Origin of the sequence: Pseudomonas sp. KBN12P06040 (genome assembly GCF_037574965.1) — a bacterium.
Classification (GTDB): Bacteria; Pseudomonadota; Gammaproteobacteria; order Pseudomonadales; family Pseudomonadaceae; genus Pseudomonas; species Pseudomonas aeruginosa.
The window spans coordinates 3,023,873-3,048,628 of sequence record NZ_JBBELS010000001.1 but is presented as its reverse complement, the minus strand read 5'-3'; the positions used below and the strand labels follow the sequence as shown (position 1 = coordinate 3,048,628).

Below are 24,756 nucleotides of genomic sequence, written 5' to 3'. Positions count from 1 at the left end.
ATCGCCATGATAGAAATTCGTTCCTTGCGTGATCTGTTGCGCCTGCTGTTCATCTACCAGCGCGAGTTCAAGCTGGCGGCCCTCAGCGCGGTGGTGATCATCGTCCTCGGCGCCTTCCTGCTGCCGGCCAAGTACGAGTCCAACGCACGCCTGCTGGTCAAGCCGGGTCGTGACTCGACCCTGCCGATCGAGATCAGCAACCGCCAGGCACTGGTGATGCCGAGCACCCAGCGCGACCCTATCGTCGACGAAGAACGCCTGCTCACCGGCCGGCCGATCGTCCGCCAGGTGGCCGAGCGCTACCTCGAGGTGCTGGCCAACCGGCCGCCGCCGGAGGGCCTGTGGAAGCGCACCAAGTTCTATGTGAAGAAGGCCATCGGCGCGGTGTTCGACGGGATTCGCGTGACCCTGGAAACCTTCGGCGTGATCGAGGAAACCACCGCGGTCGAGCGCCTGGCCAAGGACCTGGAGAAGAAATTCGAGGTCACCCATGCGGCCGGCTCGACGGTGATGGAGATCAGCTTCACCTGGAGCGAGCCGGAAGTCGCCCAGGAAGTGGTCAAGGCCTGGATCGAGATCTACATGGAAGAGCGCACCCAGGCGCTCGGCCGCAAGAGCCTGTACGCCTTCTACGAGGCGCAGACCGCCGACAGCGCGGCACAGATCAAGAGCTACAAGGCGCAGATCCTCAAGCACCTCAACGAGATCGGCGCATCCAGCATCGAGGACCGCCTGCAGGACCTGTCCGAGCGGATCAACGTGCTGCGCGGCGAGCGTTTCAACTCGATCCGCCTGATCGCCTCCTCCGACAGCGCCCTGGAATCCACCCGCCAGCAACTCAAGGGGCTGCCCAGGGAGATCGTCACGGTGCGGCAGATCGCGCTGAACCCGGCGCAGCAGGACCTGCGCCGGCTGCTCAACCAGAAGCGCCTGGAACGCGCCGACATGATGCGCACCTACACCGACGACGCGCCGCCGGTGAAGGCCCTGGACGCCTCGATCCGTGCCCTGGAGAAGGAAGTCCAGGACGAAGGCGCCACCGTGCAGAGTTCCGAGGACCGCGCGCCGAACACCCTGACCACTCACCTGGAACGGGTCCTGCTGGACGAGACCAGCAACAACGCGGCCCTGCGCACCCAGCTCGCGGAGCAGGAAAAGCAGCTCGCCGAACTCGAGGCGCAACGGCGCGAAGCGCTGGACATCGAGCCGACCCTGGCGCGCCTGCAGCGCGAGCTGAACGCCACCGAGCGCAACTACGCGCTGTACGTCGACAGCCTGGAGAAATCGCGGATCGACCGTGAACTGGACAAGAGCCAGATCAGCAACATCTCGGTGATCGAGGAGGCCACCTACAACCCCGGGCGGATCTTCCCGAAAACCCTGCTGATGCTGTTCCTCGCCGTGCCCTTCGGCCTCGCCGTCGGACTGCTGGTGGTCTATCTCTGCTACCTGCTCGACCAGCGCATCCACGACGGCGGCCTGGTCGAGGAGAAATTCGGCCTGCCGCTGTGGACCACCCTGCCGGAGCTGAGCAACAGCACCGCGGAGAGCAGCAACGCCTTCACCGCCAGCATCTACCGGCTGTACGGGCTGCTGCCCTACGCGCGCATCGAGGAAAAGGGCCTGACCCTGGGCCTGACCTCGGCGCGCCACGGTGAAGGCGTGACCTTCATCATCGAGCAACTGCGCCGCCTGCTGGAGGAAAACGGCGTGCGCGTGCGGGTCGGCGGCGAGCCGGCCCAGCCGGGCGAAGTGGTATTGCTCGACGCGCCGGCCCTGCTGGACAGTCGCGAGGCCTTCATCGCCCTGCGCCGCGCCGACCTGATCGCCCTGGTGGTGGAGGCGCAGAAGAGCACCGTACCGGTGGTCGAGCATGCGCTGACCATCCTCACCACGGCGTTCGGCAAGGTCGACGGGATCATCATCAACCGGCGCCGCTTCGAGGTGCCGAGCAAGGTCCTGCAGACCATCGCCCGCTACCGGAGCGCGTTCTGATGCGGATCGCCCTCCTCGCGCCCCTGCCGCCGGAAAAGAATGGCATCGCCGACTACGCCAGTCATTTCCGCAACGCCCTGCAGGGTCTCGGCATCGAAGTAGCCACGCCGCTCGCCGGCGTGGCGGCCGACAGCGCGAATATCGCCAGCCGGCTGGACAGCGTCGACTGGAACGCCTTCGACCTGGTCCATGCCGAACTCGGCGGCGGCCGCCTGGGTGAGTTCATCGCCCTGCGCGAGCTGCGCAAGCGCTTCCCGCGCCTGCCGCTGAGCGCCACGGTGCACGATCCGGAGCGCATGGTCTGGCGCCGCGAGCGCCTGCCCTGGCCGCTGAACCTGCTGGAACGCCTGCCCTCCCCCCTGCCCCAGGCCGCCGTGGTGCTCGCCGACCCGCTGACCCTGCGCGAAGAGCGTGCCGTGGCCCAGGGCCTGACGCGCCTGGTGACCCTCACCGGCCTGGGCGGCGAGTGCCTGGCCCGGCGGATGCGCCTGCCGCCCGGGCGGGTCGAGGTGATCAACCACGGCAACCTGGAGATCGCCACGGTGCCGCTGCCGTCGCTGGACACCCTGCGCCTGCTGTACTTCGGATTCATCTATCGCGGCAAAGGCATCGAGGACCTGCTCGAGGCCCTCGCCGACCTGTTCGCCAGCGCGCCGGAGATGCGCCAGCGCGTGCGCCTGACCCTGGCCGGCGGCACCGCCGCGGAAATGGCCTTCGGCGCCGGCGGCAACTACCTCGACCAGTTGAAGGCACAGATCGCCGAGCTTGGCCTGGCCGATGCCATCGACTGGAACCTGAACCTGGCCGCCGCGGACATCCCACGTACCATCCAGGCCCACCACGTGATGGTCCTGCCGTACCGCGAGTCGAAGAAACTCGGTCTGCTCGGCCAGCAGCGCGGCACCAGCGGCGCCCTGTCCTGGGCGGCAGCCTGCGGGCGCGGCGCGATCACCTCGGACGCTCGCGCCTTCGCCGAGGAAGTCGCCAGCGGCAACGGCGCCATCTACCCTCAGGGAGACGTGGCAGCCCTCTCCGAACAGTTGTTGAACCTCGCTCGCGAACCCCGCCTGGCACAGGCCTGGGCCGAGCGCGCCGGAGCGATCGGCCATGCGCGGACCTGGCCGCGCACCGCGCTGCGCTTCCAGGCACTGTTCAACGACATGGTGGGAACCGTTCATGGCACGTAAGGGACTCTATCTGGGCGGCAGCGCGCTGCTGCTCGCCGTGGTACTGCTGCTGGTGTTCTGGGGGCGTCCCGCGGACGCCGAGATCCAGGTACTGAAGGCGCCTCGCGCGGTGGTCTGGAAAGACTTCCTCGGGGTCAACGCGCAGTTCCTCTGGTTCAGCCCGGAGCGCTACAACAAGCAGATCGACCGCCTGCAGGACCTGGGGCTGGAGTGGGTGCGCCTGGACCTGCACTGGGACCGCCTGGAAACCGCCGAGGACCAGTACCAGTTGGCCTCCCTCGACCAGTTGGTCAAGGATCTCGAGGCGCGCCAGCTGAAGTCGGTGTTCTACCTGGTCGGTTCGGCCCGCTTCATCACCACCGCGCCGTTCTACTCGCCCTTCCAGGACCAGTATCCGCCGCGCGACCCGGAAGTCTTCGCCCGGCGCATGGCGATGCTCTCGCAGCGCTACCCGAGCGTGGCCGCCTGGCAGGTATGGAACGAGCCCAACCTGATCGGCTTCTGGCGGCCCAAGGCCGACCCGGAAGGCTACGCCAAGCTGCTCCAGGCCAGCACCATCGCCCTGCGCATGGTCGACCCGGAGAAGCCGGTGGTTTCCGCCGGCATGGCCTTCTTCAGCGAGATGCCCGACGGCCGTACCATGTTCGATGCCCTCGGCCACCTGGGCGTGGAGAGCCTCGGCACCATCGCCACCTACCACCCCTATACCCAGTTGCCGGAAGGCAACTACCCGTGGAACCTGGACTTCGTCTCCCACGCCAACCAGATCAACCGCGCCCTGCGCAACGCCGGCGTGCCGGCGATCTGGAGCACCGAGTGGGGCTGGTCGGCCTACAAGGGGCCGAAGGAGTTGCAGGACATCATTGGCGTCGAAGGCCAGGCCGACTACGTGCTGCGTCGCCTGGCGCTGATGAGTGCGCTGGACTACGACCGGATCTTCCTCTTCACCCTCAGCGATCTCGACCAGCGCGCCAGCGTGCGCGACCGCGACTACGGCCTGCTCGACCTGGACGCCAACCCCAAGCCGGTCTACCTGGCCCTGCAACGCTTTCTCAAGGTCACCGGGCCGAAGCTGCGCCCGGCCGACCCGCCGGTCACCGAGGACCTGCCCGACGGTTCCTTCAGCATCGGCTGGACCCGCGAGGACGGTCGCAACGTCTGGCTGTTCTGGTCGGCCCGCGGCGGCAACGTGCGCCTGCCGAAGCTCAAGGAGGCCACCCTGCACGATCCGCTCAGCGGCAAGGTCACGCCCTTGAGCGGCAGCGACGGCCTGGAAGTCCCGGTGAAGTCCAGCCTGCAGATGCTGGTCTGGGAGTGAAGCCACCCATGCGTATTCTCTGGATCCTGCCCTACTCGCCCTGGCCCACCACCAGCGGCGGCAAGACCCGCCAGTACCACCTGCTGCGCAGCCTCGCGGCACGCGGCCACCGGATCACCGTGCTGCTGCACAGCAAGCAGCCGGTGAGCGCCGAGGATCGACAGGCCCTGGAGCCCTTCCTCGAACGCCTGGTCGTGCTGCCGCGCCGACCGCTGCGCAGCCTCTCCACGCTGCTCGCCGCGCTGTTCGCGCCCTACCCGCTGCTGGCCAGCGTCAACGGCCTGTCGGCGGAGCTGCAACGCACCGCCACGGAGTTGCTGCGCGAGCCCTGGGACGTGGTCCAGGTCGAGCACAGCTATAGCTTCCAGCCCTACGAGCGACCGCTGCGCGACGCCGGCCAGCCGTTCGTGCTCACCGAGCACAACGTCGAGTCGTCCCTCGGTGCCGCCACCTACGACCGCCTGCCGGGCTGGGCGCTGCCCTTCGTGCGCTACGACCAGTGGCGTTACCGCCGCTGGGAACGCCGGGTGATGAGCCAGGCGGCAGCGGTCGTCGCCGTGACCGAGAAAGATGCGCGGCAGCTCGGCGCGATGCTCGGGCGCCCGGTGCCAGTGGTGGTCAACGGGGTCGACTGCGAGCACTTCGCCGCCGCCCGGCCGACGCCCGAAGCGCAGCGCGTGCTGTTCCTCGGCAACTACGAATACGCACCGAACGTCGATGCCGTGGAATGGATGCTCGACGAGATCCTGCCGCGGGTCTGGGCACACTGCCCCGAGGCGCGCATGAGCGTCTGCGGCTATGCGCTGCCGGCGGACTGGGCGCAACGCTGGAGCGATCCGCGCATCGAATGGCAAGGCTTCGTTCCCGACCTGCTGCAACTGCAATCGAGCAGTTCGGTGTTCCTCGCCGCGCTGCGCCATGGCGGCGGTTCGAAGCTGAAGGTGCTCGAGGCCCTGGCCGCCGGACTGCCGCTGGCGAGTACCGCGCAGGGCGTTTCCGGCCTGGAACTGCGGGACGGCGAGGACTACCTGGGCGGCGAAACCGCCGAGCAGCTCGCCAACGCCGTAGTGCGCCTGTTGCAGGACCCGGCGCGGGCCCGCGTGCTGGGCGAGAACGGCCGCGCCTACGCGCGCCGCGCGCACGACTGGAGCGTCGCCGCCAGCCAACTGGAACAGGTCTACGCCGGCCTCGCCGAAGGAGCGCCGGCATGCGCATAGGACTCGACTACCGCACCGTCGGCAGCTCGCCGCACTCGGGCATCAGCCGCCAGGTCTATGCCATGGAGCAGGCCCTGGAAAGCCTGCCCGGCACGCAGGTGACCCGCTTCACCGTGGCCCCTCTCGACGACCCGCTGCGCCAGCGGGCGGTCTGCCCGCCGTGGGGCTGTCCGCGCACCGCGATGCACCAGCCGCACCAGCGCCTGCGCTTCGAAGCCGGGTTCCTCCCACGCGCCTTGCGCGAGCAGGACATCGACCTGTACATCAGCACCTTCAACATGGGCCTGCCGCTACCGCCGCGTCCGCCGGGCGTGCGCTATGCGCTGCTGATCCACGACCTGTTCCAGATCACCCTGAAGAACTACCACGCCAACCGCCTGAAGGCGCTGGTCTATCGAGTCAGCGACTACCTGTCGATCGCCTATGCGCTGCGTGTCGCCGACCGTGTCTGGACCCCTTCGCAGTACAGCGCCGACGAGGCTGTGCGGCTGTTTCCCGGGGTCGCCGGGAAAGTCCGGGTGCTGCCCAACCAGGTCGACGGCTTCGCCGGCGAACCCGCCGACCTCTCGGCACGCGGCCTGCCGCCACGCTACTGGCTGCTGGTGGGTACCCGCGAACTGCGCAAGAACGTGCCCTGGTTCGTCAGCGCCTGGGCCCGGGCGCGCGCCCAGGCGCCCGGCGTGCCGCCGCTGGTGCTGGTCGGCAGCCTCGACCACCTGCCCGAGGAACAACGCGGCTTGCCCGGCCTGCACGCGCTCGGCGGGCTCGACGACGCCGAACTGCACGCGCTGTACCGCCAGGCCGAGCGGCTCTGGCAACCGTCCTACGCGGAAGGCTTCGGCCTGCCGGTGGTCGAGGCGCTGAGCGTCGGCACGCCGGTGGCGGTGGCCAGCGGCACCTCGCTGGACGAAGTCACCCCGCCGTCGGCGCCGCGCTTCTCGCCCAGCGACGGCGCCGCCCTGGAACGCCTGATGCTGCGCCTGGCCGATGCGCCGCGCGAAGCCTCGGCGGAAGAACTCATCGCCTGGGCCGCGCGCTTCAACCGCGAAGCCTACCGGCAACGGCTGGCCGCACTGATCGAGGAACTGAGTTGAGAATGTCGTTGGGAAACCTCGTCGCTGTCGTCTTCGGCCTGGCCTTCGGCGGAGCGCTGCTGATGCTCAGCCCGGCCAAGGCCGGCGCCGCCATGGTCGGCCTGGCGGCCGCGGTCACCATCCTGCGCTTCCCGTTCTGGGGGCTGCTGCTGTTCGCCCTGGTGGCGACCTTCATGCCCTACTCCACGGTCAACGTGGGGATCCGTTCGACGGTCAGCGAAGCGATCCTCGCCCTGACCTGGGGCGCGGTGCTCTGGCACATCTTCCTCTCGCGCCTGCCGCCGGCGCCGACGCTGCGCTACCGCTCCACCGAGCGCATGCTGCTGTGGCTGATGCTGTTCACCGTGCTGCCGTTCGTGGTCGGCCAGGTCAGCATCAAGGCCGAGGCCAGCGGCCTGTCGAACTGGCTGCGCTGGCTGCTCAACCTGTCCATCGTGTTCCTCGCCGGACGCCTGCTGGTGGAGCGCAAGAACCGCGAGACACTGGTCATCGCCCTGCTGCTGGGCACCCTGGCGATGCTGCTGATGTCCATCGCGGTGTTCATCCGCTACCGCTCGGCGTCGGGGATGGCGCCGATCCTGGCGATGTTCAACTACGCCAACCTGGACACCCTCAAGTTCGGCCTGGAGGCGCTTTCCTCGCGAATGGGCTCGCCATGGATGCACCCCAACGCCACCGGCGGGATCATGGCCCTGCTGCTGCCCCTGGCGTTCTGCTACGGGGTCGCCAACCAGGGCTGGCGGCGCGGCCTGGGCCTCGCCGTGGCGGTCCTCGGCGCCGCCGCGATCCTCCTCGCCAGTTCCCGCGGGGCGATGCTCAGCCTGGCGGTGGTGCTGTTCTGGATGTCCCTGCGCAAGGTGCCCTACACCGGCCGCCTGCTGTTGCTCGGGGTCGGCCTGGTGGTGGTCCTGGTGCTCAGCTACCCGCCGTTGCAGGAACGCCTGGCGACCATCTTCTCGCCGCAGAACGCCAGTACCGAGGTGCGCTTCGACGAATACCGGATGTTCCCCAAGGCCGTCGCCCGCTATCCGCTGGGAATCGGCTTCAAGGTCGACCCGCCGGTGCCGGGCACCGACCTCCTGGGCATCTCCAACCTGTGGCTGAACTTCATGTACAAGGTCGGCCTCGGCGGCATGCTGCTGTTCATCGCGGTGACCTGGCGCTGGTGGCGCGAAGCCCGTCCGGAGAAAGGCCCGATCCGCCTGACCCGCGACAACGCGATCTGGCTGGGCAGCACAGGCGGCATCCTGGCGGCGCTGGTCAGCGGCCTGTTCGACCACTACTTCAGCTTCGCCGTGGTGATGATCGGCCTGTTCTGGCTGCTGGTCGGGATCAACCTGCTGGAAGCCCGCCGGCTGTTCCCGGAACGCCAGCCGCAACCGCGGGCGGTGGGTTATCGCAAGCTCAAGCGACAGCTCGAGCGCGGGGCCGAGGCCTGAGATGCTCGGCTCCGCCTTCTGGCTGACCCTGGCTACCCTGCTCGGCCTGTGCCTGGGCTTCGCCCGCGAATGGCTGCTGGTGGCCTCCTGGGGCGCCGGCGAGCGCAGCGACGCCTTCCTCATCGCCCTGTTCCTGCCCGAGGCCCTGCGCATGTCGCTGGCCGGCGGCGTGCTCAGCGCTGCGGCCCTGCCACTGTTCCTCGAACGCCAGGGCGAACGTCGCCTCGACTGGCTGGCGGCGATCCTCCCGGCGCTGCTCGGTATCGCCGTGGCGCTCAGCCTCCTGCTGCTGGCGGCGGCGCCCTGGCTGGTGCGCTTGCTCGGCCCGGGCCTGGCCGAGACGGCCAGCGCCCAGGCCGCGGCCAACTTGCGGATCCTCGCCTGGTGCGTGCCGGGGCTGATGCTCCATGCGCTGTTCAGCATCCCCCTGCAGGCCGCCGAGCGTTTCGTCCTGGCTGGGCTCGGCTCGCTGCTGTTCAACCTGCCGCCGGTGCTCTACCTGGCCTTGCACGGCCAGGCCAGCCAGCCCGAACAACTGGCCCTGGCCTGCCTGCTCGGCAGCCTGCTGATGCCGCTGGTGCTGCTGCCTTCGCTATGGATCGAGGGCTGGCGGCCCTGGCACTGGCGCCTGTCCGGCGTCGAACTGGGCGAGCTTGGCGGGCGCATCGCTCCGCTGTTGCTGAGCAACGCCGCCAGCCAGGGCCTGGCGCTGGTCGAGCGGCTGGTGGCGTCGCTGCTCGGCGAAGGCGCGGTGACCTGGGTCAACGTGGCGCGCAAGCTGATGAACCTGCCGCTGATCGCCCTGATGAGCCTCAACCAGGTGTTGCTCGGCATGATGAGCCGACGCCAGGGTGGCGAGCGCCTGGCCCTGCTTCGCCGCGGCCTGGAGACCGCCAGCCTGCTGACCCTGCCGGCCGGGGTCGGGCTGGTCGCTGCCGCACCCGGCCTGGTGGCCCTGTTGCTGCCGCAGCAGACCGCCGGCTCGCCGTTGCCGGCGCTGCTGGCCTGGTTCGCCGTGCCACTGGTGTTCGGCGCCTGGAACGCCTTGCTGGCGCGTTACGCCTACGCCGCCGGCGATACTCGCCTGCCACTGCGCTGCGAGCTGCTCGGCAGCGCGCTGAACGCCGCGCTGCTGGCGGTCCTGCCGTTGATTTTCGGACTGCCGGGGATTCCCCTCGCGGCCCTTGGCGGGGTGCTCTGCACCGCGCTGCTGCTGATGCGTCGCCAGGCCCTGCTCGGCGCCCTGCCCTGGGCCCGGCTGTGGCTACTGAGCGCCCTGGCCATGGCGCTCGCCGCCGGCCTGCTGTTCCGCATCGACGGTATCTGGCTGCAACTGGGCCTGGGCACCGTCGCCGGCTGCCTGGCGCTGCTCGGCATGGCGCTCTGGCTGCGGCCCTGGCGCACCGATTGACCCATGGCTCCGGGTAGGGAGCCTGGCCCTGGGGGCCTTCGAACAACCACTGTGAGTTAGCGCGTCAAGCGGGAGTTGCAAAGTGAAAAAACGCTGGATTCAGATGGATGTGACCCGCGGCGTGGGCATCCTGATCATCGTCTTCGGGCACAGCTGGTTCGTCGCCAGTTCGCCGACCGTGCTCTATCCGTTGCTCTCTCCGTTCATCCTGCCACTGTTCTTCTTCATTTCCGGGGTGTTCTTCAGGACCGAGCAACCCTTCGGCGAGATGGCCCTGCGCAAGGCCGACGCCCTGCTCAAGCCGTTCTTCGTGACCATGCTCGGCTACGTCATCCTCCGCGACCTGCTGCGCGGCCAGCCGCTGCTGCCGGACATCGGCGGAGTGCTGTACGCCTCGGTCGACACCCTGCCCTGGCAGGCGCTCTGGTACCTGCCGCACTTCTGGGTAGCGACCCTGTTCGCCTGGTTCATGCTGCGCGTCATCCAGCGTCTCGGCCTGTCCCTCGCCGCCAGTTGCGTGCTGCTGGCCGTGCAACTGGGCCTGGGCATCCTGTTCCTCAAGACGTTCTGGCAGATCCCGGTGGAGTTCGGCGGCGAACAGTACCTGCTGCCAGGCCTGCCGTTCAGCCTGGACATCACCCTGATCAGCAGCGCCCACTTCATGTTCGGCTATGTCCTGCGCGACGTCCTGCGTCGCCACCAGAGTTCGTTGCTGACCCTGTGCATCGCCCTTGCCGTGACCACCGCCAGCTTCCTCTACTACCCGACGGTGGTGGACATGGCGCAGCGCCGCTACGACCACTGGTTCTGGGCCACCGTCCAGGCGGTGAGCGGCGTCTACCTGTGCTGGGCGCTGTCCGGGCTGATGATGAAGATCGACTGGCTGGGCAAGGCGATGACCTACATCGGCCAGTCGACCCTGATCCTGCTGATCTTCCACGGCGAGATCCAGCACAAGACCTTCAACCTGCTGGTCCACCTGGGCCTGTCGGAACCGGCCGCTGCCAGCGTCGCCCTGGTGATCTCGGTGATCGTCTCGCTGCTGATCGGCGAAGTGATCAAGCGCGTCGCGCTGCTGCGCGCCCTCTACTTTCCCTTCCCGGTGCGCAAGAAGACCGCCGCGGTCCAGGGCGGCGGCGAAGCGCGCTGACGCCCTCGGCCCGGTGCGCCTGCGCCGGGCCTTTCCCCTCCCGTCTCCCTTTTCCCTAACGGGCGGCCGACCTCGCTTCGACCTGGCCGATGATCGCCCGCTCCTTTCGCTGAGCGGGTTGGTACGCGGGCATTGCCTCCCTAGAATATGGAACATCGTTCCGAAATATTGAAAAAGGGAGAAGCCATGACCTCTGCGGCCGTCGAGACCACCCCGCTAACCTGTGACGTGCTGGTCGTCGGCTCCGGCGCCGCCGGGCTGGCGGCGGCGGTGACCGCGGCCTGGCACGGGCGCCGGGTAGTCCTGGTGGAGAAGGACCCGGTGTTCGGCGGCGCCAGCGCCTGGTCCGGCGGCTGGGCCTGGTTGCCGCGCAACCCGCTGGCGCGTCGCGCCGGTATCGAGGAGGACATCGAGCAACCGCGTACCTACCTGCGCCACGAACTGGGCGAGCGTTACGACGCCGCGCGGATCGACGCCTTCCTCGAAGCCTGCCCGCACATGGTGGCCTTCTTCGAGCGCCACACCCACCTGCGGTTCGTCGACGGCAACGGCATCCCGGACATGCATGGCGACACGCCGGGCGCCGCCGAGGGCGGCCACCAGTTGGTCGCCGCGCCCTATGACGCACGGCAACTGGGCCCGCTGCTGCCGCGCCTGCGCAAGACCCTGCGGGAGACCTCGTTCATGGGCATGCCGATCATGGCCGGCGCCGACCTCGCCGCCTTCCTCGACCTGACCCGCTCGCTGCCGGCCTTCCTGCATGTCGCCCGGCGCTTTTCCAGCCACCTCTGGCACCTGCTGCGCTACGGTCGCGCCATGCACCTGGTCAATGGCGTGGCCCTGGTAGCGCGCCTGGCCAAGTCCGCCGAAGCCCTGGGTGTGCGCCTGATCGAATCGGCGCCAGCCCGCGAACTGCTGCTGCGTGACGGCAAGGTGGTCGGCGCGCTGGTCGAGAGCGCCGAGGGACTCCTGCGCATCGAGGCAGGCGCCGTGGTCCTGGCCTGCGGCGGCTTTCCCCATGATCCGCAGCGCCGCGCCGAGCTGGCCCCCACCCTGGACACCCTGCTGCCGCTGCCGCCGCCGGGCTGCAACGGCGACGGCTTGCGCCTGGGGGAAAGCGCCGGCGGCCGGGTGGCCGACGACCTGCGCTCGCCGATCGCCTGGGCGCCGGTCTCGCGAGTTCCCCACGGCGATGGCGAGACCGGGCACTTCCCGCACATCATCGAGCGCGGCAAGCCCGGGGTGATCGGCGTGCTGGCCAACGGCAGGCGCTTCGTCAATGAGGCGCACGGTTACCACGACTATGTCGCCGCCCTGCTCGAGGCCACCCCGCCCGGGCAGCCGGCACGCTCCTGGCTGGTCTGCGACCGGCGCTTCCTGCGTCGCTACGGCCTCGGCTACGTGCGTCCGGCGCCGCTGCCGATCGCCGCGCACCTGCGCAGCGGCTATCTCAAGCGCGGGACCAGCCTGGATCAGTTGGCAAGGAGCTGCGGCATCGACCCGTCCGGCCTGGCCGCCACCGTCGCCGAATACAACCGCCACGCCCGCGAGGGCCGCGACCCAGAGTTCGGCCGCGGCGGCACGGCATTCAACCGCAAGCAGGGCGACCCGGCGTATCCGGGGCCGAATCCCTGCGTCGCCCCCATCGAACGCGGACCGTACTACGCGGTGCAGGTCGAGCCCGGCTGCTTCGGCACCTTCGCCGGGCTGAAGACCGACGCCCAGGCCCGCGTGCTGGACGGCGGCGGCCAGCCGATCCCCGGCCTGTACGCGGCGGGCGCGGACATGGCGAGCCTGTTCGCCGGCCACTATCCCTCCGGCGGCATCAACCTGGGGCCGGCGCTGACCTTCGGCTACATCGCCGGCCGCCATATCGCCGGCGCCCTCGGCTACGAGCAGGAGCAAGCGCAGCGCGGTTGAACGTTCCAGCGGGCGCAGCGGCCTAAACAGGCAAGCTTTCCTTCGGAACCCAAGCATGAGCGCAGCGCCACCGGATATCCCCGCCCTGCCCGCCGGCCTCTGCTACGTCGACGACCGCCAGCCGGGCATCCGTCGACGCCGGCAGGGCAAGCGCTTCGTCTATTTCGATGCCGACGGCCAGCGCATCGGCGACGCCGAGGAGATCCGCCGGCTGGACAAGCTGGCCATTCCGCTGGCCTATCGCGAGGTCTGGATCTGTCCCGACCCCAACGGCCATCTCCAGGCCACCGGCCGCGACGCCCGTGGGCGCAAGCAGTACCGCTACCACCCGCGCTGGCGCGAGGTACGCGATGCCGACAAGTACGAGCGCCTGCTGCGCTTCGGCCAGGCGCTGCCGCGGCTGCGCCGGCACATCGACGCCCAGTTGCGCCTGCCCGGCCTCGGTCGCGACAAGGTGGTGGCCCTGGCGGTTGCGCTGCTCGACGCCACCCTGATCCGCGTCGGCAACCACCGCTACGCCCGCGACAACCGCTCCTACGGCCTGACCACCCTGCGTACCCGGCACGTGGACGTGAACGGCAGTCGCATCCGGTTCCGCTTCAAGGGCAAGAGCGGCATCGAGCACGACGTCAGCCTGGAGCATCCGCGCCTGGCGCGGGTGCTGCGGCGCTGCCTGGAATTGCCCGGCCAGGACCTGTTGCAGTACCTGGACGAGGACGGCCAGCCGCACCGCATCGGCTCCCACGACATCAACGAGTACCTGCGCCGGCATACCGGCGAGGATTTCAGCGCCAAGGACTACCGTACCTGGGCCGGCAGCGCGCTGGCGCTGGAGCGCCTGCGGCGTGCCGAAGCCGACGGGCTTGGCGCGGTGGTGGCGGAGGTCGCCGCCGAATTGGGCAACAGCGTGGCGATCTGCCGGCAATGCTACATCCACCCGGCGATCATCGAGGCCTACCAGGCCGGGCAACTGGGCCAGCTCAGGCGCGCCCGCAAGCGCCGCTGGCTGAGTGCCGAGGAAGCGACCCTGCTGGCCTTCCTCGACACGCCCGGCTGATCAGTTGCCCGGGTGCGAATCGATGCCGTGCCGGCGCAGCAGGCCGAGCAGGCGGCCAATCTCGGTCTGGCAGGCTTCCAGTTCCTTGCGCAGGGTGTGTTCGCGGCGCTGCTGCTCCAGCTTCACGCGTTCGAGTTCGGCGCGCGCCTCACGGCGGATCTGCCGCTCGCGCTCCTTGTCGGAATGCTCGGCGCCGAGGGCCTCTTCGGCCTTGCGCGCGCGGTATTCGCGCATCCGCTGGGCGGCCGACTTGGCCTTGCCGCTCGGCTTGGGCCCGGGTTTGCTGGCTTTCATGAACGCCTCCATCTGCGTAACGTTACGCAATCAGAATAGCGTAACGTTACGCAGATAGACAGGGTCTATGCTTAGAGCGGCGGGGCCGAGCGCAGCATCACCGACTTCAGCGCGAAGGCCGACTTGATGCCAGCCACGCCGGGAATGCAGGTCAGGGTATTGGTGAGGAACGCCTGGTAGGCGGCGAGATCCTTGACCACAACCCGCAGCATGTAGTCCGCATCGCCGGTCATCTGGAAACAGCTCATGACCTGCGGCGCATCGACGATGCGTTCCTCGAAGCGAGCGAGGTAGTCGCCGGTCTGCTTTTCCAGGGACACCGAGACGAACACGCTCATCGCCCCGGACAGGCGCTCCTCGTCGAGCCGGGCGAAGTAGCCCTGGATGTAGTGTTCCTCTTCCAGGCGGCGTACCCGGCGCAGCGTCGGCGTCAGCGACAGGCCGACCTTCTGGGCGAGATCGCGCCAGCTCAGGCGGCCGTCGTCGGCCAGGGCACGGAGGATTTTCAGGTCGATGCGGTCGAGTTCAGCCATGGTGCGTTGTTTCTCTTGTTAGCAATTCTTGTAGTTCAAACAACCCAATACTGCCGGAATACCTTAGTCAATTTGGAGCAAAAAACTAGCACCCGAAGCCTATACTGAAATTACAAAAACAAAACCCGAGGGCCTCACCATGAGTGACGTCACCCAGTACGACCGCGCCTGCCGTACCCCGGCATGCCTGCAACCCGCCCCCACCCACAGGACGGGAACCCGCCATCCGCCCAGTCCGCCGCTTCGAGCGCCGTTCGCCCGTTTCTGATCTCTCCAACCGTTTGGCCCGGACCGGGCCGGAGGCCTGTCATGAGTGATTACGAGCCGTTGCGTCTGCATGTCCCGGAGCCCACCGGGCGTCCTGGCTGCAAGACCGACTTTTCCTATCTGCACCTGTCCCCCGCCGGCGAGGTACGCAAGCCGCCGGTGGATGTCGAGCCCGCCGAGACCAGCGACCTGGCCTACAGCCTGGTACGCGTGCTCGACGACGACGGCCACGCCGTCGGTCCCTGGAATCCGCAGCTCAGCAACGAACAACTGCTGCGCGGCATGCGGGCGATGCTCAAGACCCGTCTGTTCGACGCGCGCATGCTCACCGCGCAACGGCAGAAAAAGCTTTCCTTCTATATGCAATGCCTCGGCGAGGAAGCCATCGCCACCGCCCACACCCTGGCCCTGCGCGACGGCGACATGTGCTTCCCGACCTATCGCCAGCAAGGCATCCTGATCACCCGCGAATACCCGCTGGTGGACATGATCTGCCAGCTTCTCTCCAACGAGGCCGACCCGCTCAAGGGCCGCCAGCTACCGATCATGTACTCGAGCAAGGAGGCCGGTTTCTTCTCCATCTCCGGCAACCTCGCCACCCAGTTCATCCAGGCGGTCGGCTGGGGCATGGCCTCGGCGATCAAGGGCGACACGCGCATCGCCTCGGCCTGGATCGGCGACGGCGCCACCGCCGAGTCGGACTTCCACACCGCCCTCACCTTCGCCCATGTCTACCGCGCGCCGGTAATCCTCAACGTGGTCAACAACCAGTGGGCGATCTCCACCTTCCAGGCCATCGCCGGCGGCGAAGGCACCACCTTCGCCAACCGTGGCGTGGGCTGCGGGATCGCCTCGCTGCGGGTCGACGGCAATGACTTCCTGGCGGTCTACGCCGCCTCCGAGTGGGCCGCCGAGCGCGCCCGGCGCAACCTCGGGCCGAGCCTGATCGAATGGGTCACCTACCGCGCCGGCCCGCACTCGACTTCGGACGACCCGTCCAAGTACCGCCCCGCCGACGACTGGACCAACTTCCCGCTGGGCGACCCGATCGCCCGCCTGAAGCGGCACATGATCGGCCTCGGCATCTGGTCGGAGGAACAGCACGAAGCCACCCACAAGGCCCTCGAAGCCGAAGTACTGGCCGCGCAGAAACAGGCGGAGAGCCATGGCACCCTGATCGACGGCCGGGTGCCGAGCGCCGCCAGCATGTTCGAGGACGTCTATGCAGAACTGCCGGAGCACCTGCGCCGGCAACGCCAGGAGCTCGGGGTATGAATGCCATGAACCCGCAACACGAGAACGCCCAGACGGTCACCAGCATGACCATGATCCAGGCGCTGCGCTCGGCGATGGACATCATGCTCGAGCGCGACGACGACGTGGTGGTATTCGGCCAGGACGTCGGCTACTTCGGCGGCGTGTTCCGCTGCACCGAAGGCCTGCAGAAGAAATACGGCACCTCGCGGGTGTTCGATGCGCCGATCTCCGAGAGCGGCATCATCGGCGCCGCGGTCGGCATGGGCGCCTACGGCCTGCGCCCGGTGGTGGAGATCCAGTTCGCCGACTACGTCTACCCGGCCTCCGACCAGTTGATCTCCGAGGCGGCGCGCCTGCGCTATCGCTCGGCCGGCGACTTCATCGTGCCGATGACCGTACGCATGCCCTGTGGCGGCGGCATCTACGGCGGGCAAACGCACAGCCAGAGCCCGGAGGCGATGTTCACCCAGGTCTGCGGCCTGCGCACGGTGATGCCGTCCAACCCCTACGACGCCAAGGGCCTGCTGATCGCCTGCATCGAGAACGACGACCCGGTGATCTTCCTCGAGCCCAAGCGCCTCTACAACGGCCCGTTCGATGGCCACCACGACCGCCCGGTGACGCCCTGGTCCAAGCATCCGGCGAGCCAGGTGCCGGACGGCTACTACAAGGTGCCGCTGGACAAGGCGGCGATCGTCCGTCCCGGCGCGGCGCTGACCGTGCTGACCTACGGCACCATGGTCTACGTGGCCCAGGCCGCGGCCGACGAGACCGGCCTGGACGCCGAGATCATCGACCTCCGCAGCCTCTGGCCGCTGGACCTGGAAACCATCGTCGCCTCGGTGAAGAAGACCGGCCGCTGCGTCATCGCCCACGAGGCGACCCGCACCTGCGGGTTCGGCGCCGAGCTGATGTCGCTGGTGCAGGAGCACTGCTTCCACCACCTGGAGGCGCCGATCGAGCGCGTCACCGGTTGGGACACCCCCTACCCGCATGCCCAGGAGTGGGCGTATTTCCCCGGCCCCGCGCGCGTCGGCGCGGCATTCAAGCGTGTGATGGAGGTCTGAATGGGTACCCATGTGATCAAGATGCCGGACATCGGGGAAGGCATCGCCGAGGTCGAACTGGTGGAGTGGCATGTCCAGGTCGGCGATTCGGTCAATGAAGACCAGGTTCTCGCCGAGGTGATGACCGACAAGGCCACGGTGGAGATTCCCTCGCCGGTGGCCGGACGCATCCTCGCCCTCGGCGGCCAGCCGGGCCAGGTGATGGCGGTGGGCGGCGAACTGATCCGCCTGGAGGTGGAAGGCGCCGGCAACCTCGCCGAGAGTCCGGCCGCGGCGACGCCGGCCGCGCCCGTCGCAGCCGCCCCGGAGGAACCCAAGGAGACCCCGGTCGCGGCGCCGAAAGCCGCCGCCGAAGCGCCGCGCGCCTTGCGCGACAGCGAGGCGCCACGGCAGCGGCGCCAGCCCGGCGAACGCCCGCTGGCCTCCCCCGCGGTGCGCCAGCGCGCCCGCGACCTGGGCATCGAGTTGCAATTCGTGCAGGGCAGCGGTCCCGCCGGACGCGTCCTCCACGAGGACCTCGATGCCTACCTGACCCAGGACGGCAGCGTCACGCGCAGCGGCGGCGCCGCGCAAGGGTATGCCGAGCGACACGACGAACAGGCGGTGCCGGTGATCGGCCTGCGTCGCAAGATCGCCCAGAAGATGCAGGACGCCAAGCGACGCATCCCGCATTTCAGCTATGTCGAGGAAATCGACGTCACCGACCTGGAAGCCCTGCGCGCCCATCTCAACCAGAAATGGGGTGGCCAGCGCGGCAAGCTGACCCTGCTGCCGTTCCTGGTCCGCGCCATGGTCGTGGCGCTGCGCGACTTCCCGCAGTTGAACGCGCGCTACGACGACGAGGCCGAGGTGGTCACCCGCTACGGCGCGGTGCACGTCGGCATCGCCACCCAGAGCGACAACGGCCTGATGGTGCCGGTGCTGCGCCACGCCGAATCGCGCGACCTCTGGGGCAACGCCAGCGAAGTGGCGCGCCTGGCCGAAGCCGCGCGCAGCGGCAAGGCGCAACGCCAGGAGCTGTCCGGCTCGACCATCACCCTGAGCAGCCTCGGCGCGCTCGGCGGGATCGTCAGCACACCGGTGATCAACCATCCGGAGGTGGCCATCGTCGGCGTCAACCGCATCGTCGAGCGACCGATGGTGGTCGGCGGCAACATCGTCGTGCGCAAGATGATGAACCTCTCCTCCTCCTTCGACCACCGGGTGGTCGACGGGATGGACGCGGCGGCCTTCATCCAGGCCGTGCGCGGCCTGCTCGAACATCCTGCCACCCTGTTCCTGGAGTAAGCGATGAGCCAGATCCTGAAGACTTCCCTGCTGATCGTCGGCGGCGGTCCCGGCGGCTACGTCGCGGCGATCCGTGCCGGACAACTGGGCATTCCCACCGTACTGGTGGAGGGCGCCGCCCTCGGCGGCACCTGCCTGAACGTCGGCTGCATCCCGTCGAAGGCGCTGATCCACGCCGCCGAGGAATACCTCAAGGCCCGCCACTATGCCGGCCGGTCGGCGCTGGGCATCCAGGTACAGGCGCCGAGCATCGACATCGCCCGCACCGTGGAATGGAAGGACGCCATCGTCGACCGCCTCACCAGCGGCGTCGCCGCGCTGCTGAAGAAACACGGGGTCGATGTCGTCCAGGGCTGGGCGAGGATCCTCGACGGCAAAAGCGTGGCGGTCGAACTCGCCGGCGGCGGCAGCCAGCGCATCGAGTGCGAGCACCTGCTGCTGGCCGCCGGCTCGCAGAGCGTCGAGCTACCGATCCTGCCGCTGGGCGGCAAGGTGATCTCCTCCACCGAGGCGCTGGCGCCCGGCAGCCTGCCCAAGCGCCTGGTGGTGGTCGGCGGCGGCTACATCGGCCTGGAGCTGGGCACCGCCTACCGCAAGCTCGGCGTCGAGGTGGCGGTGGTGGAAGCACAACCGCGCATCCTGCCGGGCTACGACGAGGAACTGACCAAGCCGGTGGCCCAGGCCTTGCGCAAGCTGGGCGTCGAGCTGTACCTCGGGCACAGCCTGCTGGGCCCGAGCGAGAACGGCGTGCGGGTCCGCGACGGCGCCGGCGAGGAGCGCGAGATCGCCGCCGACCAGGTACTGGTGGCGGTCGGCCGCAAGCCGCGCAGCGAAGGCTGGAACCTGGAAAGCCTGGGCCTGGACATGAACGGCCGGGCGGTGAAGGTCGACGACCAGTGCCGCACCTCGATGCGCAATGTCTGGGCCATCGGCGATCTCGCCGGCGAGCCGATGCTCGCGCACCGGGCCATGGCCCAGGGCGAGATGGTCGCCGAGCTGATCGCCGGCAGGCGTCGCCAGTTCGCCCCGGTGGCGATCCCCGCGGTGTGCTTCACCGATCCGGAAGTGGTGGTCGCCGGGTTGTCCCCGGAGCAGGCGAAGGATGCCGGCCTGGACTGCCTGGTGGCGAGCTTCCCGTTCGCCGCCAACGGCCGCGCCATGACCCTGGAGGCCAACGAAGGCTTCGTCCGCGTGGTGGCGCGTCGCGACAACCACCTGGTCGTCGGCTGGCAGGCGGTGGGCAAGGCGGTCTCGGAACTGTCCACGGCCTTCGCCCAGTCGCTGGAGATGGGCGCCCGCCTGGAAGACATCGCCGGCACCATCCACGCCCATCCGACCCTCGGCGAAGCGGTCCAGGAAGCCGCCCTGCGCGCGCTGGGACACGCCCTGCACATCTGATTCCCGCGAACCTCGGTAGCCGGCCAACCACCGGCGCACATTACCCCCTTGCCCGTCGGGCAAGGGGGCTTTTTTCGTGGCCGCGAACCGGGTCGTCAGCAGGTCTCACCGCCCTGCGCGATCCCCCGCCCCTCACTCCGTCTCCAGCAACCCATGCCGCAAGCTCCCCGCCGCCAGGCGCTGGCGAATATCCTCGTCGATCCGCGGATCGTCCGGGCGGTACAGGCGCACCTGGCGGTAGGCGTTGATCCGGTTGATTTCCGCACCGAGGTACTCCCAGACCACCCGGCTGCATGCCGGGGTCCGCCGGTCACCGCTGGAAACGCCCATCTTCAGGCCGTTCAGGCGGGTGATACGGCTCTTGAAACTGGGAATGAGGATGGTCTGGCTCATCTCGTTGAGGGTCAGCGACTCGTAGTCGATCAGGAACACCCGGTCCTGCAACTGGAAGGCCGCGCCGAGATAACGGCAACGCGCCCACTCCTCTGCCTGCACGTCGGTACTGCTGGTGCGCTCCTGGCGTTCCTGGCGCTCGAAGAGGAACACGCCGTCCTCCTCGTAGAGATGCACCAGGGAGAGCAGGATGCTGCCTGGCACCGACATGCAGTTGGCATATTCGAAGTAGTAGCCGCAGTAGCGGCCCAGGTCGCCGGCCTCGGCGCGCAGCGGTTGCAGCAGCCGCAACAGCGGGTCGTTGCTGGACTGGCGCGGCTGGGCGCTGGCACGGGCGCCGATCAGGCGGGCGAACTGCTCGGGCGGCAAGCCCAGCTCGTAGTCCTCGACGCCGAAGAAGTCGCCGATCCGCTTGCGGTTGTACGGCGTCGGCTGGCTCTGGCCGCTGAGGTACTTGTTGAACTGTGCGCGATTGATCGCCAATTGCCGGCAAACCTCGGAAATCGAGCGGTAATGGCTGCAAAGCAGCTTGAGATTGGCGCCCAGGTGCTCGGACATCGGCGGCTCCGAAAGTGATGCTATGGACGCGATTCTAGCATCAGGTCGCATCAAGCAGGAGCAACCCGCGAAATTGTAACCAGGTGCGTCATGGCCAACCATGCGCCGCGCACCAAGGCGCTGCCGCAGCGCACGCCGGTACCAGAATAAGAACCGAGGTAGACCTCCATGCTTGAAATGCTCAACGATTTCCTTTCCGGAAAAGTCCTCATCGTCCTGATCGTCGGCCTGGGCGCCTACTTCACGATCCGTTCGCGCTTCGTCCAGTTCCGCCACTTCGGCCACATGTTCGGCGTGTTCAGGGAATCACTGCGCGGCCAGGCCGGCCAGCTCAGTTCCTTCCAGGCCCTGATGCTGAGCCTCGCCGGCCGGGTCGGCGCCGGCAACATCGCCGGGGTCGGCATCGCCGTGACCCTCGGCGGTCCGGGGGCGGTGTTCTGGATGTGGGTCACCGCGCTGGTCGGCATGTCCAGCAGCTTCTTCGAATGCACCCTGGCCCAGGTCTACAAGCGCAGCGACGGCGACGGCCTGTATCGCGGCGGCCCGTCCTACTACATCCAGCACGGCCTGAAGCTGCGCTCGATGGCGGTGGTCTTCGCGGTACTCCTGCTGGTGACCTACGGCTTCGCCTTCAACGGCCTGCAGTCCTACACCGTCACCCATTCGCTGCAGAACGCCTTCGGCTTCGCCCCGCAGCACACCGGGATCGCCCTGGCGGTGCTGCTCGGCGTGGTCTTCATCGGCGGCATCAAGCGCATCGCCGCGGTCTCCGACCTGCTGGTGCCGATCAAGACCCTGGCCTACATCGGTGTCACCCTGTACGTCATCGCCAGCCAGATCGAGCACGTCCCGGCAATGCTGGAAACCATCGTCAAGAGCGCCTTCGGCCTCGACCCGGCGTTCGGCGGCCTGCTCGGCAGCGCCATCGTGATGGGCGTCAAGCGTGGCGTCTTCGCCAACGAGGCCGGCCTGGGCAGCGCGCCGAACGTCGCCGCGGTCGCCGCCGTGCGCCATCCGGCGGCGCAGGGCGTGGTCCAGGCCTTCAGCGTGTTCCTCGACACCTTCGTGATCTGTACCTGCACCGCCCTGCTGATTCTGCTCTCGGGCTTCTACACCCCGGGCTTCGAAGGCGACGGCATCGTCCTCACCCAGAACTCCCTGGCCGCGGTGGTCGGCGACTGGGGCCGGGTGTTCGTCAGCGTGGCCCTGTCGCTGTTCGTCTTCACCTGCATCCTCTACAACTTCTACCTGGGCGAGAACAGCCTGCAGTTCCTCAGCCGCAACCGCCTGGTGCTGATCGGCTACCGCGCGCTGGTGCTGGCCCTGGTGGTCTGGGGCTCGGTGCAGGACCTGTCCACCGTGTTCGCCTTCGCCGACATCACCATGACCTGCCTGGCCTTCGTCAACCTGATGGCCCTGGCTCTGCTGTTCAAGGTCGGCCTGCGGGTGATGCGCGACTACGACGTGCAGCGCCGCGCCGGGATCAAGCAGCCGGTGTTCGACTCGGCGCAGTTCGCCGACCTCGACCTGGACCGCGAAGCCTGGCCCGCCGGCCAGCACGCCGAGCCCCCGGCGCAGGCGGACGCCGAGCCGCTGCCGAGCGGCACTCGCTGAGTTTCGCGCAGGCGCCCTCCCCCTGGAGCGGCGCCTGCGCCACAATGGCGTCCCCTCTTCGCACGTCCGTCGCGAAAAGGCCCGACACAAGGATTACGGATGCTCCCAGTCAAGAACCTCTTCGTGCTCTACACCGGCGGCACCATCGGCATGTTGCAGACCCCGCAGGGCCTGGCCCCGGCCGGCGGCTTCGAAGCGCGCATGCGCGACCACCTGCAAAGCCTCGGCGACGCCCCGGACCTGCGCTGGCGCTTCGCCGAACTGCAACCGCCGCTGGACAGCGCCAACATGACCCAGGGCAACTGGCTGGCGATGCGCGACGCCATCGTCGCCGCGCTCGACGCCGGCCACGACGGCGTGCTGCTCCTGCACGGCACCGACACCCTGGCCTACAGCGCCGCGGCGCTGTCCTTCCTGCTCCTCGACCTGCCGATCCCGGTGCTGCTGACCGGCTCCATGCTGCCGGCCGGCGCGCCGGGCAGCGATGCCTGGGACAACCTGGTCGGCGCCCTGCGCGTCCTCCAGGAGGGCCACGCGCGCGGCGTACAGGTCTATTTCAACGATGCCCTGCTGCACGGCGCGCGGGTCAGCAAGCTGCGCAGCGATGCGTTCGACGCCTTCGCCGAACTGCCGCGACCACGCCACGCCGAGCATGCGCCGGTGCCCGCGGCGCTCGGCTACCGCCAGCCGCGCCGGGAAGTGAACCTCGCCGTGCTGCCGCTCTATCCAGGGCTGCGCGCCGCGCACCTGCGCGGACTGCTCGACAGCGGCGTGGAAGCGCTGCTGCTGGAATGCTATGGCAGCGGCACCGGCCCGTCCGACGACGAGGAGCTGCTGGCGACCCTGCGTGAAGCCCACGCCCGCGGCGTGCTGCTCGCCGCGGTCAGCCAGTGCGCCTACGGCCAGGTCGAGTTCGGCGTCTACGCCGCCGGCAGCCGCCTGCGCGACGCCGGCCTGGTCTCGGCTGGCGGAATGACCCGCGAGGCGGCCCTGGGCAAGCTCTTCGGCCTGCTCGGCGCCGGCCTCGGACGCGACGAAGCGCAACGCTGGTTCGCCCTCGACCTGTGCGGCGAGAACGCCGACTGACCGCCCTGCGGCCGCCCGCCGGCGGCCGCTTCCTTCCGCGCTCCCCGCGATACGCGACAACGCCGGCGGCCCGCCCGTGCCCGGCGCCCATCGTCAAGCTTCAGCGAACAGTGTTTCCGGCCTTCCCCGGTTTATCCCCCGGCGGCGAGTCCACAGGATGTCGCCTTCCGCTGCCGGCCCCGCCGGCATCCGCCCACAAGGAGGAAACACCTGCATGTACGCCATCGCCGAAGACACCCGTCCCGCACGCGTATTGAAAGAACTGTTGCTCTATCGCCGCCGTTACCCCGAGCATCGCCAGAGCGCCAGCGAAGCGGACGAGGTCCGCCGCATCGAACAGGTCCAGTTGCCGCGCATCGCCGCCTTCATCGAAGCCGGCGAGCCCATCGAGTTCGTCCTGCCGGCGTTTCCGGCCAAGTCGCCGAACCCCGGCAAGGTCCTCGACAGCCGTCCGGACATGGCCGAGCGCCTGTCGCTGTCGTTCCTCAACCACCTGTGCCAGCGCATCCAGCTGTTCTATGCACCGGGCGCGAAGATCACCGTCTGCTCCGACGGCCGGGTGTTCGGCGACCTGGTGAGGATCGGCGATGCGCACATCAGCGCCTACCAGGATGCCTTGCGCCTGATGATCGAGGAGATCGGCGCCACCCATATCGGCGTGTTCAACCTGGAGGACGTACGCGCCTTCGAGGCCCAGCGCGACAACCACGAGCAGCTCCGCCAGTTGCTGATCGACGGCTACGCCGAGCCGCTGGAAAGCATCCGCGAGACCCTGCTGGCCAGCGAAGAAGGCCTGCTGCTGTACCGCGCCATCACCCGCTTCCTCTACGAGGACGGCCTGACCCCCGACTACCAGGGCTCGAAGACCGCCCTGCAACGCGACGCCAAGGAGCGCGCCTACGGGGTGATCCAGCGCAGCTGGGCCTGGGGCGCGCTGCTGGCCGACCAGTTCCCCCGCGCGATCCGCCTGTCCATCCATCCGCAGCCGGCGGACAGCCTGAAGTTCGGCATCCACATGATGCCGACCCGCGACGACTGGCTGACGCCCTGGCACGGCGTTGCGGTGAACACCGAGGACCGCTTCGTGCTGATGAAGCGCAGCGAGGTGCTGGAACTCGGCGGCGAACTGGTGCAGATAAACGGCCAGCCCAGTCACTACCGCCTGCCGGCCAGGGCCGCCCGGCGCGCCGCCGTGGCCTGAGCCCGAGGAGCCA

Annotated in this window: 20 protein-coding genes; 17 read left to right on the top strand and 3 right to left on the bottom strand. The window is 68.8% G+C overall.

Annotated elements, in window-relative coordinates; translation table 11 throughout:
* Positions 1 to 6: 6 nt before the first annotated feature.
* From VQ067_RS14380 to VQ067_RS14335, 10 genes are all read left to right on the top strand, one after another.
* Positions 7 to 1,995, top strand: coding sequence for a GumC family protein (locus VQ067_RS14380; protein WP_003089228.1), 1,989 nt, complete (start codon positions 7 to 9; stop codon positions 1,993 to 1,995).
* Complete coding sequence (locus VQ067_RS14375; protein ID WP_003089229.1) at positions 1,995 to 3,182, top strand: glycosyltransferase family 4 protein; 1,188 nt, start codon at positions 1,995 to 1,997, stop codon at positions 3,180 to 3,182. Before VQ067_RS14380 ends, VQ067_RS14375 begins: the two co-directional genes overlap by 1 nt.
* A complete protein-coding gene (locus tag VQ067_RS14370) occupies positions 3,172 to 4,500 on the top strand; it encodes a cellulase family glycosylhydrolase (protein WP_003089230.1) in 1,329 nt (442 codons plus the stop codon). The genes VQ067_RS14375 and VQ067_RS14370 overlap by 11 nt, the downstream gene beginning before the upstream one ends.
* Positions 4,501 to 4,508: 8 nt before the next feature.
* The gene (locus VQ067_RS14365; RefSeq protein WP_003111163.1) at positions 4,509 to 5,717 is read left to right on the top strand and encodes a glycosyltransferase family 4 protein; all 1,209 of its coding nucleotides are present in this window, start codon (positions 4,509 to 4,511) and stop codon (positions 5,715 to 5,717) included.
* Entirely contained in the window at positions 5,708 to 6,811 is a 1,104-nt protein-coding gene (locus tag VQ067_RS14360; protein ID WP_003089232.1) for a glycosyltransferase family 4 protein, read from the top strand. The genes VQ067_RS14365 and VQ067_RS14360 overlap by 10 nt, the downstream gene beginning before the upstream one ends.
* Before the next feature lie 2 nt (positions 6,812 to 6,813).
* Positions 6,814 to 8,250 carry a biofilm formation protein PslJ gene (locus tag VQ067_RS14355; RefSeq protein WP_003111164.1) on the top strand — a complete coding sequence of 479 codons (1,437 nt, stop codon included), beginning with the start codon at positions 6,814 to 6,816 and terminating at the stop codon, positions 8,248 to 8,250.
* A 1-nt stretch (position 8,251) separates the two neighbouring features.
* Positions 8,252 to 9,661, top strand: coding sequence for a lipid II flippase MurJ (locus tag VQ067_RS14350; protein ID WP_033990973.1), 1,410 nt, complete (start codon positions 8,252 to 8,254; stop codon positions 9,659 to 9,661).
* An 82-nt stretch (positions 9,662 to 9,743) separates the two neighbouring features.
* Positions 9,744 to 10,811, top strand: coding sequence for an acyltransferase family protein (locus VQ067_RS14345; RefSeq protein ID WP_003160261.1), 1,068 nt, complete (start codon positions 9,744 to 9,746; stop codon positions 10,809 to 10,811).
* 186 nt (positions 10,812 to 10,997) lie between these two features.
* Positions 10,998 to 12,731, top strand: a complete 1,734-nt coding sequence (locus tag VQ067_RS14340; protein ID WP_003120149.1) for an FAD-dependent oxidoreductase — start codon at positions 10,998 to 11,000, stop codon at positions 12,729 to 12,731.
* Positions 12,732 to 12,786: 55 nt separating this feature from the next.
* Complete coding sequence (locus VQ067_RS14335; RefSeq protein WP_340080842.1) at positions 12,787 to 13,788, top strand: DNA topoisomerase IB; 1,002 nt, start codon at positions 12,787 to 12,789, stop codon at positions 13,786 to 13,788.
* On the opposite strand, the gene VQ067_RS14330 is transcribed toward VQ067_RS14335, so the two are convergent.
* Both VQ067_RS14330 and VQ067_RS14325 read right to left on the bottom strand, forming a co-directional pair.
* Positions 13,789 to 14,082 carry a hypothetical protein gene (locus tag VQ067_RS14330; protein ID WP_340080841.1) on the bottom strand — a complete coding sequence of 98 codons (294 nt, stop codon included), beginning with the start codon at positions 14,080 to 14,082 and terminating at the stop codon, positions 13,789 to 13,791.
* Between the two features lie 71 nt (positions 14,083 to 14,153).
* Entirely contained in the window at positions 14,154 to 14,615 is a 462-nt protein-coding gene (locus tag VQ067_RS14325; RefSeq protein ID WP_003089245.1) for an Lrp/AsnC family transcriptional regulator, read from the bottom strand.
* 309 nt (positions 14,616 to 14,924) lie between these two features.
* Here VQ067_RS14325 and VQ067_RS14320 point away from each other — a divergent pair, with 309 nt between their 5' ends.
* The 4 genes from VQ067_RS14320 to lpdA are packed head-to-tail and all read left to right on the top strand — an operon-like array spanning position 14,925 to position 19,891.
* Positions 14,925 to 16,157, top strand: coding sequence for a 3-methyl-2-oxobutanoate dehydrogenase (2-methylpropanoyl-transferring) subunit alpha (locus VQ067_RS14320; RefSeq protein WP_003111886.1), 1,233 nt, complete (start codon positions 14,925 to 14,927; stop codon positions 16,155 to 16,157).
* Complete coding sequence (locus VQ067_RS14315; protein WP_003089248.1) at positions 16,154 to 17,206, top strand: alpha-ketoacid dehydrogenase subunit beta; 1,053 nt, start codon at positions 16,154 to 16,156, stop codon at positions 17,204 to 17,206. The genes VQ067_RS14320 and VQ067_RS14315 overlap by 4 nt, the downstream gene beginning before the upstream one ends.
* Positions 17,207 to 18,493 carry a dihydrolipoamide acetyltransferase family protein gene (locus tag VQ067_RS14310; protein WP_003131834.1) on the top strand — a complete coding sequence of 429 codons (1,287 nt, stop codon included), beginning with the start codon at positions 17,207 to 17,209 and terminating at the stop codon, positions 18,491 to 18,493.
* A 3-nt stretch (positions 18,494 to 18,496) separates the two neighbouring features.
* Positions 18,497 to 19,891 carry a dihydrolipoyl dehydrogenase gene (gene lpdA / locus VQ067_RS14305; protein ID WP_033991576.1) on the top strand — a complete coding sequence of 465 codons (1,395 nt, stop codon included), beginning with the start codon at positions 18,497 to 18,499 and terminating at the stop codon, positions 19,889 to 19,891.
* Positions 19,892 to 20,023: 132 nt separating this feature from the next.
* Here the strand turns inward: lpdA and VQ067_RS14300 are convergent, their stop codons facing one another.
* Positions 20,024 to 20,842 carry a transcriptional regulator gene (locus VQ067_RS14300; RefSeq protein ID WP_003089253.1) on the bottom strand — a complete coding sequence of 273 codons (819 nt, stop codon included), beginning with the start codon at positions 20,840 to 20,842 and terminating at the stop codon, positions 20,024 to 20,026.
* A gap of 168 nt (positions 20,843 to 21,010) precedes the next feature.
* On the opposite strand from VQ067_RS14300, the gene VQ067_RS14295 reads away from it, so the two are divergent.
* The 3 genes from VQ067_RS14295 to pvcA all read left to right on the top strand — a co-directional run bounded on the left by VQ067_RS14295 (position 21,011) and on the right by pvcA (position 24,743).
* The gene (locus tag VQ067_RS14295) at positions 21,011 to 22,456 is read left to right on the top strand and encodes an alanine/glycine:cation symporter family protein (protein ID WP_003089254.1); all 1,446 of its coding nucleotides are present in this window, start codon (positions 21,011 to 21,013) and stop codon (positions 22,454 to 22,456) included.
* A gap of 99 nt (positions 22,457 to 22,555) precedes the next feature.
* Positions 22,556 to 23,542, top strand: coding sequence for an asparaginase (locus VQ067_RS14290; protein WP_023095619.1), 987 nt, complete (start codon positions 22,556 to 22,558; stop codon positions 23,540 to 23,542).
* Positions 23,543 to 23,756: 214 nt separating this feature from the next.
* A complete protein-coding gene (gene pvcA, locus VQ067_RS14285; RefSeq protein WP_033991575.1) occupies positions 23,757 to 24,743 on the top strand; it encodes a paerucumarin biosynthesis protein PvcA in 987 nt (328 codons plus the stop codon).
* The last annotated feature ends 13 nt before the right edge of the window (positions 24,744 to 24,756 follow it).